This is a genomic window from Oerskovia merdavium (genome assembly GCF_014836755.1).
Lineage (GTDB): Bacteria > Actinomycetota > Actinomycetes > Actinomycetales > Cellulomonadaceae > Oerskovia > Oerskovia merdavium.
On record NZ_JACSQF010000002.1, the window covers coordinates 321,867 to 332,472 of the forward strand.

Below are 10,606 nucleotides of genomic sequence, written 5' to 3' on the forward strand. Positions count from 1 at the left end.
CTCGCCTCCCGTCACGATACAGACGCTCCGTCACCACATCGGACGTCATACCTCCTGTAGTCTCACGTGCAGCCGGCCCGCTCGCGCCGACACCGCAGACGGAGGAACCCACCGTGAGACTCGCTCGGATCGACACCCCCACCGGCCCGCGCCCCGTCGTCCAGGACGGCGACGTCTGGGCCGTGGTCGTGGACCACCACGCCCCCGACCTCGAGCGCACGGGTGAGACCCACCCCGTCGACGGTGCGCGCCTCCTGGCCCCGTGCGAGCCGCGCGTCGTGCTCGGGATGGCGCACAACAGCGGTCCGGCCGACCGGCTGGTCCCGCCGCAGGCGTTCACCAAGTCGGCGCGCACCGTGGTCGGGCCGGGCGAGCCCGTCCGGCTGGACCCCGCGGCGGGCAAGGTCGTGGTCGAGGGCGAGCTCGCGATCGTCATCGGCCGCACCGCCCGGCACCTCACGCCCGAGCAGGTCCCCGGCGTGATCCTCGGCTGGACCGTCGGCAACGACGTCACGGCGTACGAGCAGAGCGCGCTCGACGACAAGTTCACGCAGTCCAAGAACGGCGACGGCTTCACGCCGCTCGGCCCGTGGATCGAGAGCGACCTCGCCGTGGCAGGCGTCGCGGACCTCGCGATCGACGTCCAGGTCGACGGCGCCACCGAGGCCAAGGCGTCGACGTCGGGTCTCGCGTGGGACGTCGTCGAACAGCTCGTCTACCTGACCTCGCACCTGACCCTCGGACCGGGCGACGTGGTCCTCACCGGGTCGCCCAGCACGTCGGCGCACGTCGTCCCGGGCCAGACCTCGACCATCACGATCGAGGGCGTCGGGACGCTGACCAACCCGATCGTCTGAGCCGCGGGCCGTGGTGGCCGCCGGTGCAGGCGGCCACCACGGGAGCCACCGGTCCAGCACCCGCCCGCGGCCCGTACGCCGCGAGGACGGCGACCGGTCCCCCCTGGGCATGACACGCCGTCGGGCAGGTCCCCACCGTGGCCGGACGCGGCGAGCACCGTCCCCGCCGAAGGATGGAAGCATGACGAACCTCGGCCCTGTCCCCTCGACCGGCTCGCCCCTCGTCGCCTCCGGGCTGACGAAGGTCTACGGCACCGACCACACCGCCACGCACGCCCTCGCAGGCGTCTCCCTCACGGTCTCGCCCGGCGAGTCCGTCGCCATCATGGGTCCCTCGGGCTCGGGCAAGACGACCCTGCTGCACTGCCTCGCGGGCATCATCAAGCCCACGTCGGGCGCGGTGTCCTGGCGGGGCGAGGACCTCACGACGCTCAGCGAGGGCCGCCGCACGGCCCTGCGTCGCCAGGACTTCGGCTTCGTGTTCCAGTCGGGCCAGCTCCTGCCCGAGCTCCCCGCGGTCGAGAACGCGGCCCTGCCCCTCATGCTCGCTGGCGTCTCGCGCACCGAGGCCACGCAGGTCGCCGCGCGCTGGCTCGCGCACCTGGGCCTGGCCGGCATGGAGCAGCGCCGCCCGGGCGAGCTCTCGGGCGGGCAGGCGCAGCGCGTCGCCATCGCACGCGCGCTCGTCGGGTCGCCCGGCGTCGTCTTCGCCGACGAGCCGACCGGGGCGCTCGACCAGGCCACGGGCGCCGAGGTGCTCTCGGTCCTCACAGGGGCCGTCCAGGCGTCCGGCGCGGCCCTCGTGGTCGTGACGCACGACGCGGGCGTGGCCCGCTACTGCTCGCGCACCGTCACCATGCGCGACGGGCGCGTCTCGGGCGAGTTCTTCGCGGGATCCCCCGCGCAGCAGGCGCCTGCCCAGACGCACGTGCCCGACGCCGCCACGCGGGCCGCCATGGCCGCTCACCCCGCGAACGGTGTCCCGTCCGCAGCGCAGGCCGCCACGACGCGCGAGGCGACCCGATGAGGGCCACTCTCGACCTGTGGTGGCTCCTGCGCCGGCGCAGCTCCGACAGCCGCGACCCGCAGGGCCTGACCAACGTCCTGGCGATCATCGCGTTCGCCGCGACGACCGCGATCCTGCTCGTCGTCGTCGGCGGCGTGGGCGCGTTCCTGGCCCGTGCGGGCGGGATCGACGGCATGAAGGACGGGACCGCGGCCGACGTCACCTCGTACGACGTCCAGTACCCGATCTTCGCGTCCATCGCCGCGCTCCTGCTCCTCATCCCGCTCGTGACGCTGGGAGGCGCCGCAGCGCGCCTCGCGGTCGCCCGGCGCGACGCGCGCCTCGCGTCGCTGCGCCTGGCGGGAGCGACCACGGGGCAGGTCGCGACGCTCACGGTGCTCGACGCGGCCGCACAGGCCCTCGTGGGGGCCCTCGCGGGCCTGGTCGGCTACGCGGCCCTCCTGCCCCTCGTGGCGCAGCTCCGCTTCCAGGGCAGCACGTTCGCACTCTCCGAGCTCTGGGTGGGGGTCCCGGCGATGCTGGTCGCGGTCGTCGGGGTCGTGCTCGTCGCGCTCGTCTCTGCGGCCGTGTCGCTGCGACGCGTCGCGATCACGCCGCTGGGCGTCGCAGCGCGCGTGACCCCTCCCGGTCTCAAGGCCGTGCGCCTGGTCAGCACGGGCGTCGCCTTCCTCGCCATGATCGTCGTGACCAACGTGTCGCTCGGGAGCGAGGCCGTGGCGATCACGGTCCTGGTGCTCGTCCTCGTCGCGGGGTTCGCGACGCTCAACGTCGTCGGGCCGTTCGTCATCTGGGTCGTCGGCCGGATCACGGCGCACCGTGCGCGGACCGTCCCGACGCTCCTCGCCGGGCGCCGCATCGTCGACTCGCCCAAGACCGCGTGGCGCTCGGTCGGTGGCGTCGCCCTCGCGACGTTCATCGCCGGCATGACGAGCATCTTCGCGCTGTTCGACCCGGGCATGGGCGCCGACCCCGGCGAGGCCCAGTTCCTCACCGACCTCACGACGGGCGGCTTCCTGACCCTCGCGATCGCGGGCGTGCTCGCCGCGGTCTCGACCGGGGTCATGCAGGCGGGCCGCGTGATCGACCAGCGGGGCGAGTACCGCACGCTGACCCTCGCGGGCACCGACCTCAAGACGCTCGACAAGGCGCGGCTGCGCGAGACGGTCATCCCGCTCGTCGCGAGCGTGGGCGTGGCCACGACGGGCGCCCTGATGTTCATGGCGCCGATCGTCGGCCTCAACGCGTTCGCCAACGTCGACGTGGTGGTGCAGTTCCTGCTGTGCGTCGTGGGGGCGTCGGCGCTCGTCCTGGCCGGGGCGGCCGCGTCGCGGTTCGTGGTCCGGTCCGCGATGGCGGCCTGAGCAGGGCTGCACCTGCAGGTGCCCGACGGCGTGGCGTGGGCTGCGTCGTCGGGCTTCGGCATGCAGGGGTGCGGAGGGCGCGCGGGCCACGTTGTGTGCCTCTGCGCGCTGGGCGCACGGTCGCATCACGGGCAACAGAAAAGGCCCCGGGCCTGACGCAGCCGGGACCTTCCTGAGCGGAGACGGAGGGATTCGAACCCTCGAACGGGTTGCCCCGTTACCACCTTAGCAGGGTGGCGCACTAGACCTGGCTATGCGACGTCTCCTTGCTCGGATGCTAGGCACCGAGCGTCGCAAGGCTACCTTCTCCCGGCACCGCGGAGCAAAACGCGGGCGCCGAGACCGTGCCGGGCGCGTGCCGGGCGCCCCACCCGGCCCGCTCCACGCGGGCTGCGGGGACGGCCGGAGCCGCCCTCCTCGTCACGAGGAGAGCGGCTCCGGCGCCGTGGCGACGAGGCGTCAGCCCCGCGCGGGCACCTCGTCCTTCTCGACGTCGCCGTCCCGGTCGGCGCCCTCGACGGGGCCCTCCGCTGCGGGGTGCGCGTGCGGGTGGCGCCGCTCGAGCGAGGCCCCCTCGACGTCGACGTCGGGCAGGATCTTGTCGAGCCAGCGCGGCAGCCACCACGCCTTGTCGCCCGCGAGGTGCATGAGCGCGGGCACGAGCATCATCCGCACGACGAACGCGTCCACGAGCACGCCGAACGCGAGCGCGAACCCGATCGGCCGGATCATCGCGCTGTGCGAGAAGATGAACCCGCCGAACACCGCGATCATGATGATCGCCGCCGCGGTCACGACCGAGCGTCCGGCCCGGACACCCTGCACGACCGCGATCCGCGCGGGCGCCCCGTGGGCGTACGCCTCACGCATGCCCGAGCCGAGGAAGAGCATGTAGTCCATCGCGAGCCCGAACAGGATGCCGACGAGGATGGTCGGCAGGAAGTTCAGGATCGGGCCCGGGCTCTCGACGCCGAACACACCGCTCAGCCAGCCCCACTGGTAGATCGCGACGACCCCACCGAGCGCCGCGAAGTACGACAGGATGAAGCCCAGCGTCGCGATGACCGGCACGAAGATCGACCGGAACACCAGCACCAGGATGATGAGCGACAGGCCGACCACGACCGCGAGGTAGACCGGCAGCGCGGACTCGAGCTTCTCCGAGATGTCGACGTTGCCGCTCGCCGAGCCGGCCACACCGATCTCGTACGTCCCGTCGATGGGAGACAGGTCGCGCAGCGTGTGCACGAGCTCCTCGGTCGACTCGCTCGTGGGGCCCTCGCGAGGAACCACCTGGAACGCCGCGACCGTGCCGTCCTCGGACGTACCGATCGGCGCGACCGCCACGACGTCCTCCTGGTCGAACAGCACCTGGGCGATCTCCACCTGGGCCGTCATGGACTCGGCCTCGGTCTCGGAGGCGGGCAGGTCGGCCACCACGAGCAGCGTCCCGTTCTGGCCCTCGCCGAACTTCTCGGCCAGGGTCGCGTACGCCTGGTACTGCGACGAGTCGTGCGGCTCGGTCGACCCGTCGGGCAGGTTCACCCGGAGGTCGAGCGCAGGCAGCGCGACGAGCAGGAGCGCCGCGATGCCGACGACGACACGCACGACGGCCCACCCGGTCGACATGGGGCGGAGGGGCGCGGCGGACGCGGCGGCGGGGGCCGCAGCGACCTCTCCCCCGGTCCCCGCGCCGGCCTCGAGCTGAGCGCGCTCCTTCTTGCTGAGGATGCGCAGGCCCACGAGCCCCAGCAGGGCAGGCGTGAGCGTGACCGCGATGAGCACCGCGATCGCGATGCACAGCGCACCGACCGTACCCATGAGCCCCAGGAACGGGATGCCCGTGACGTTGAGTGCCAGCAGCGCGACGAGCACCGTGGTCCCCGCGAACACCACGGCGTTGCCCGAGGTCCCGTTCGCGAGCGCGATCGACTCGTGCAGCTCGTCGCCCGCCTTGAGCTGGCGACGGTGCCGGTTGACGATGAAGAGCGAGTAGTCGATCCCGACGGCCAGGCCCAGCATGAGGCCGAGCACGGGGGTCACGGACGCCATCTCCACGACGCCGGACAGGGACAGCGCACCCAGCGCGCCGATGCCCACACCGATGAGAGCCGTGAGGATCGGCAGGCCTGCACCGATGAGCGTGCCGAGCATGATCACCAGGACGACCGCGGCGACCAGGAGGCCCACGATCTCTCCGGCACCGATGATGCTCGGGGCTCCCATGGTCATGTCGGACGAGAGGTCGATCTGCAGCCCCTCGAGAGCGTCCGCGAAGACGTCGACGAGCGCGTCCTTGGTCTCCTGCGGGATCTCCATCTGCGGGTCGGCGAACGAGACCATGACGATCGCCGCGGTGCCGTCCTCCGAGACCATGCGGATCTCCGAGGCCATGTCGAGGAGAGTTGCCCCCTGCTCGAGCTGGGCCTCCTGCTCCTCGAGCGTCGCGCGGCCGTCGTCGAGGGTCGTCTGCTGGGCGTCGAGCGCCGCGAGCCCCTCGTCGAGCGCGGCCTGCTGCGCGTCGAGCTGAGGCTGGACCTGCGCGAGCATGCCCGCGGCCTCCGCCTGGGCCCGCGCGGCGTCGAGCTGCGCCTGACCCGCCTCGAGCTGCTCACGACCCGCGTCCAGCTGGGCCTGTCCCGCGTCGAGCTGCGCCCGACCGTCCTCGATCTGGGTACGGCCCGACTCGACCTGCTGCGCCTGGGCGGCGCGGTCCGCCTCGGTCTGGAACGGGTCCATGACCGCGGTGACGCCGTCGACCGCGGCGGCCTCGGCCACGAGCCCGGCGACGGCCTCCTCCTGCTCGGCCGTGAACGGCTCGCCGTCCTCGGTCTGGACGACGACGGTGCCCGTACCGCCCGAGGCGTCGGGGAAGTCGCTCTGGAGACGGTCGGTCACCTCGGCGGTCGGGGTGCCGGGGATCGAGAACGTGGTCGCGAGCGTGCCCGCGCCGAGCGCGAACGCGACGCCCGCCGCGACGAGGACCGCGAGCCACGCGACGAGGACCGTCCGTGCTCGGCGCGCCGACCAGCGGCCGACGCGATAGAGGAATTCAGCCATGGGAGTCCTTCGGTTGCGCGCGAGTACGCGATGAGCAGGGTTCAGGGGGCCCGGCGGGACGACGCGACCGAGGCGTGCCCGGTCCGTGTCGCGTCGAGGAGTCGTTCGAGCAGGGCCGACCAGGTCTCGCGGGAGTCGACGTCGTCGACCGCCCCCGTGACCTCGACCCAGTGGAGATAGATCACGATGAGCCCGCTCATGGTCGAGCCGACGAACAGCTCGATGTCGAACGGGTCGGCGTCGGGATGGCTCGTGGCCAGGCCCGCGGTGAGGCGCGTGCTGACCTCGGCGAAGACCTTGATCAGCGTCAGGGCTCTGCGAGGCGAGGGTCCCCCCTCGCCCCCGAGCACCCGGGTCAGGTACGTCAGCGGTGTCACGAAGTCGGTCGCGCGCAGGGCGTCCGCGACCTCGTCGAACAGGCCCGCGTCCGCCTGCACGGGGTCCGCGCTCGTCGAGAGCGCGTCGAGACGACCGAGCGCCGCACCGACGACCTCGCTGCAGACCTCGGTCACGACGTCGTCGAGCGACGCGAAGTGGTTGAAGACCGTGCGCCGCGAGACGTCGGCACGGTCCGCGAGCACGTCGACCGAGAAGTCCGTGCCGCCCGACTCGCCGATCAGGGCCGACGCGGCGTCCACGATCGCACGCCGGTGGCGCGCCTTGAGCGCAGCACGACGATCTCCGGTGACGAGGGACATGCTCCTACGCTAGGCACGTCGCTGCACTCGGTGCAACTAGCTTGGTGAGGGGTCTGTGAAGCAATCGCGCCGACCCTGGTACCTACCGCTCGAACGTCCAGTTCTTGTCGGTGAGCATGCGGGCGACCGCGAGCCCGATCGACAGCGCGATGATCACGAGCCCCGCCTCGACGGTCGACGCCAGCGCGTCGACCGTGGCCCCGCTGTTGAACTGGTAGACGGCCCGGTACGCCGTGACCCCCGGCACCATGATGACGACGGCAGGCACCGAGAGGGTGATGCGAGGAACGTTCATCGCGGGGGCGATGTAGGCCGCCAGGACACCGACGACGAGCGCGGTCGCCGCAGCAGCGGCCTGCGACGCGAACCCCGCGTCGATCATCAGGAGACGACCCACGTTGGCGATCATGCCGATCGACGCGGCACCGACCGCCATCTTCCACGGGCTGTTGAACATCAGCGCGAAGCCCAGGACGCCCGCGAAGCTGGCCAGCAGCCGGAGCGCGAGGAACAGGGTGTCGTCGAGCGCGGGCGGCGGCAGCCGGTCCGGCTGGAGACCCGCGATCGCGGACACGGCCCACACCGCGAGGGCCGCCGACGCCAGGATCATCAGCGCGTAGGTCATGCGCGCGATCCCGGCCGAGAAGTCCAGCTTGGCCAGGTCCAGGGCCGCCGTCACGAGCGCGAACCCCGGCACCAGGAACAGGACCGCGGACACGTAGCCGGCCTCGTGCCCGCCGGAGAGACCCAGCACGTTCTCGAAGGCCAGGACGACCAGCAGGTACGCGGACGCCGCCACGGTCGCCGCGAGCATCGTGGTCCCGAACTGGTTGATCCCCTTGTGCAGCATGGCCCGACGCACCATCTGCCCCAGGAACGCACCGACGAACACCGCGCCGCACTCGATCACGCCGCCGTTGTTCAGGAAAGCGAACGCCGCACACGCGATCGCGGCCCACAGGGCGTTGAGGAACGCTCCGTAGAGCAGGGGCTTGGCGGCGATCCTCTCGAGCTCCGCGTCGACGTCGGCGGCCGTGACGTGCTCGGGCAGGTCCCCCACGTACGACTCGAGCTCCGACAGACGGTCCGAGTTGATGCCGACCGCGCGGACCTCGGAGACCTCGGTGCGGAAGTTCCGGTCACGGTAGGACGTCGCGGTGATCTCGGTGAGCGTCACGTGCGCGGCGGTACGGTCCAGGCCCAGCGCCCGGCCCACGCGTGTCATGTGCGACTTCACGCGGTAGCTGCCGGTCCCCGCAGAGAGCGCGAGGCGCCCGACCCGCAGGACCGTCCCGGACTGTCGGACGAGCTCGCTCGGGCCCAGGCCCGGCTCGTCGGTCGCTTCTGCTGTCACCCCGTCATGATGTCCCGTCCGTCCCCCCGGTGCACCCACGGGCGACCCGGTGAGACGGTCCGGTCCACGCGTCCGGCGTGCCGCGGATCCCGCGCCACGCGGAGAGGCCCCGGTCCACCTGGGTGGTCCGGGGCCTCTCGTGAGGGCGGAGGGCGAGGGATTCGAACCCCCGGTTGCTTGCGCAACAACGGTTTTCAAGACCGTCACATTAGGCCGCTCTGTCAGCCCTCCTGGGATGCTCCGACGCACATTCTGGCACGTCGGGGCAGGAACTGGCGCCGACGGGCGCCGTGCGGGCCCCGACCGACCGTCCGGCGTGGGGAGGTGCCGTCGACCGGCACGGAGCCGGCACGACGACGGCGGGTCACCCGTGGAGGGGACCCGCCGTCGTGCCGTGGTCGTCGAGCAGCGGGCTGCCCGGCCAGCACGAGGTACGCGTCAGGCCGCGCCCGAGCGCAGCTGGCGCATCGCGAGCTGGACGAGCGAGATCAGCGTCTGCTTGGTCGCCGCACGCGAACGCGCGTCGGTGTAGAGCATGGGCACGTGCGCCGGGATCTGCAGCGCCTCACGGACGTCCTCGAGCTTGTGCTTGGCGACGCCGTCGAAGCAGTTGACGCCCACGACGAACGGGATGCCGCGCGACTCGAAGTAGTCGATCGCCGGGAAGCACTGCTCCAGGCGGTCGGTGTCCACCAGCACGACGGCACCGATCGCACCGCGCACCAGGTCGTCCCACATGAACAGGAAGCGGTCCTGTCCCGGGGTGCCGAACAGGTAGAGCCACAGCGAGCCCGGGAGCTCGATACGACCGAAGTCCATCGCGACCGTGGTCGTCATCTTGCGGTCGCTCACGCCACCCGCGTCGTCGACCCCCACCGAGTGCTCCGTCATCGCGGCCTCGGTGTTGAGCGGCTCGATGTCCGAGATGGACCCGATGAACGTCGTCTTGCCCACGGCGAAGCCACCGGCGACGACGATCTTGACGACCGTCGGCGCGGTCCGCGTCGCCTGGGGAGCAGAAGCCGGAGCCGCTGCGGGCTGAGCGGGTGCCGGCTGCTGTGGCTGCGGAGCCGCAGCGGCGGCCGGGGCAGGCGTCTGCTGCACGGGCGGCGTCTGGTGGACCGTCGGGGCCTGCTGCGCAGCGACCGGGGCGGGGTGGTGCTGCGCGGCCGCCGGAGCGGCTGCACCCTGGGGGCTCAGGACGCTCTGCCGGACCGGGGCCGGCGCCTGCACGGCAGGAGCCTGCACGGTGGGCGCACCTCCGCCGACGGGCGCGACCGGAGCCCAGGACGGGCCCGTGACGGCCGGACCGGCGCCGGGCTGCGGCTGACCGGCCGAGGCAGCGTCAGAGGGTGGAAATGCCATTGAGAACACTCTCCAAGATGCTCAGGGACAGTCCCGAGTTGCTGCCGCCGTGGCCGGTGTGGACGTTCAACGGTGTCGACGTGTGAACCGTCAGGTAGTTGTCCTCGGCGAGGTCGGCGACGAGGATGCGGGTGACGCCGAGGGGCATCCGCAGCAGCGCTGAGAGCTCGGCGATCGACACGTAGTTGTGAGCAGCGTGCTGGAGGATCGCGCGCTTCTCAGGAGGAAGGCCGTAGCTGTTCACAGCACCCGGCATCACCTCGACGAGGGCCTCGAGCGGAAGGTCCGAGGTCGCCGAACGGACACGTCCGCCGGTGACCGCGTACGGACGGACCGTCGCGGCCTCGTACGAGTCCGAGCTGTGGGCTCCCAAGCTGCCAAAAGGTGCGTTCGTCATCGACCTAACCTCATCCCACCGGGGCTCGTGTTGCTCCGTCAACAGGCAGGCTACCGCGCATCTCCGAGATCAGCTGAGGCGTCAGCGTGGCCTCGGTACGGGAGACGAGAAGTGCCATCTCGTAGCCGATCAGTCCGATGTCGCACGTCGACTCCGCGACGACGCCGAGGACCGATCCGTTCGACACGTTCATGAGGAAGAGGAAGCCGTTGTCCATCTCGACGATCGACTGCCGGACGTTGCCACCGTTGAGCTGGCGTGCCGCCCCACGGGTCAGGCTGGACATGCCGGACACGATCGCGGCGAGCTGGTCACCGCTCGTGCGGTCCAGCTGGTCGGACATCGCCATGAGCAGGCCGTCCGCCGACACCACCAGGGTGTGCCGACTTCCCGGGACGGTCCGCACGAAGTTGTCGAGCAACCACCCGAAATTGGTTGCTTCGGTGCTGAGCGCGTTCACACTTCCTCCTTGTCAGTTGCCACAGAC

At 71.7% G+C, this 10,606-nt stretch carries 9 protein-coding genes and 2 tRNA genes; 3 read left to right on the forward strand and 8 right to left on the reverse strand.

Going from position 1 to position 10,606, the window contains the following annotated elements; translation table 11 throughout:
- The first annotated feature begins 113 nt into the window (after positions 1 to 113).
- From H9641_RS03485 to H9641_RS03495, 3 genes are all read left to right on the forward strand, one after another.
- On the forward strand, positions 114 to 857 hold the full coding sequence (locus tag H9641_RS03485) for a fumarylacetoacetate hydrolase family protein (protein WP_191801040.1): 744 nt from the start codon (positions 114 to 116) through the stop codon (positions 855 to 857).
- A gap of 181 nt (positions 858 to 1,038) precedes the next feature.
- Positions 1,039 to 1,884 carry an ABC transporter ATP-binding protein gene (locus H9641_RS03490; RefSeq protein WP_191801042.1) on the forward strand — a complete coding sequence of 282 codons (846 nt, stop codon included), beginning with the start codon at positions 1,039 to 1,041 and terminating at the stop codon, positions 1,882 to 1,884.
- Positions 1,881 to 3,245: an FtsX-like permease family protein gene (locus H9641_RS03495; RefSeq protein ID WP_191801044.1), complete on the forward strand. Its 1,365-nt coding sequence runs from the start codon at positions 1,881 to 1,883 to the stop codon at positions 3,243 to 3,245. Before H9641_RS03490 ends, H9641_RS03495 begins: the two co-directional genes overlap by 4 nt.
- A 177-nt stretch (positions 3,246 to 3,422) precedes the next feature.
- On the opposite strand, the gene H9641_RS03500 is transcribed toward H9641_RS03495, so the two are convergent.
- The 8 genes from H9641_RS03500 to H9641_RS03535 all read right to left on the reverse strand — a co-directional run bounded on the left by H9641_RS03500 (position 3,423) and on the right by H9641_RS03535 (position 10,579).
- Positions 3,423 to 3,511: transfer RNA gene (locus H9641_RS03500), tRNA-Ser, on the reverse strand.
- Between the two features lie 193 nt (positions 3,512 to 3,704).
- Positions 3,705 to 6,305: an MMPL family transporter gene (locus H9641_RS03505; protein WP_191801046.1), complete on the reverse strand. Its 2,601-nt coding sequence runs from the start codon at positions 6,303 to 6,305 to the stop codon at positions 3,705 to 3,707.
- 41 nt (positions 6,306 to 6,346) lie between these two features.
- Positions 6,347 to 7,003 (reverse strand): TetR/AcrR family transcriptional regulator, encoded by a 657-nt coding sequence (locus tag H9641_RS03510; RefSeq protein ID WP_191801048.1) that lies wholly within the window; start codon positions 7,001 to 7,003, stop codon positions 6,347 to 6,349.
- A gap of 82 nt (positions 7,004 to 7,085) precedes the next feature.
- Positions 7,086 to 8,357 (reverse strand): threonine/serine exporter family protein, encoded by a 1,272-nt coding sequence (locus H9641_RS03515; RefSeq protein WP_191801050.1) that lies wholly within the window; start codon positions 8,355 to 8,357, stop codon positions 7,086 to 7,088.
- A gap of 146 nt (positions 8,358 to 8,503) precedes the next feature.
- Positions 8,504 to 8,588, reverse strand: a tRNA-Ser gene (locus H9641_RS03520).
- A 207-nt stretch (positions 8,589 to 8,795) separates the two neighbouring features.
- Positions 8,796 to 9,335: a GTP-binding protein gene (locus H9641_RS20590; RefSeq protein WP_157257694.1), complete on the reverse strand. Its 540-nt coding sequence runs from the start codon at positions 9,333 to 9,335 to the stop codon at positions 8,796 to 8,798.
- A gap of 367 nt (positions 9,336 to 9,702) precedes the next feature.
- On the reverse strand, positions 9,703 to 10,119 hold the full coding sequence (locus tag H9641_RS03530) for a DUF742 domain-containing protein (RefSeq protein ID WP_056652781.1): 417 nt from the start codon (positions 10,117 to 10,119) through the stop codon (positions 9,703 to 9,705).
- Positions 10,120 to 10,129: 10 nt separating this feature from the next.
- The gene (locus tag H9641_RS03535) at positions 10,130 to 10,579 is read right to left on the reverse strand and encodes a roadblock/LC7 domain-containing protein (RefSeq protein WP_030151141.1); all 450 of its coding nucleotides are present in this window, start codon (positions 10,577 to 10,579) and stop codon (positions 10,130 to 10,132) included.
- Positions 10,580 to 10,606: the final 27 nt, after the last annotated feature.

Bases quoted from the DNA above. Each gene is read 5' to 3' on its own strand.
- H9641_RS03490 (WP_191801042.1), top strand. From the start codon at position 1,039: ATGACGAACCTCGGCCCTGTCCCCTCGACCGGCTCGCCCCTCGTCGCC.
- H9641_RS03495 (WP_191801044.1), top strand. From the start codon at position 1,881: ATGAGGGCCACTCTCGACCTGTGGTGGCTCCTGCGCCGGCGCAGCTCC.
- H9641_RS03505 (WP_191801046.1), bottom strand. From the start codon at position 6,305: ATGGCTGAATTCCTCTATCGCGTCGGCCGCTGGTCGGCGCGCCGAGCA.
- H9641_RS03510 (WP_191801048.1), bottom strand. From the start codon at position 7,003: ATGTCCCTCGTCACCGGAGATCGTCGTGCTGCGCTCAAGGCGCGCCAC.
- H9641_RS03530 (WP_056652781.1), bottom strand. From the start codon at position 10,119: ATGACGAACGCACCTTTTGGCAGCTTGGGAGCCCACAGCTCGGACTCG.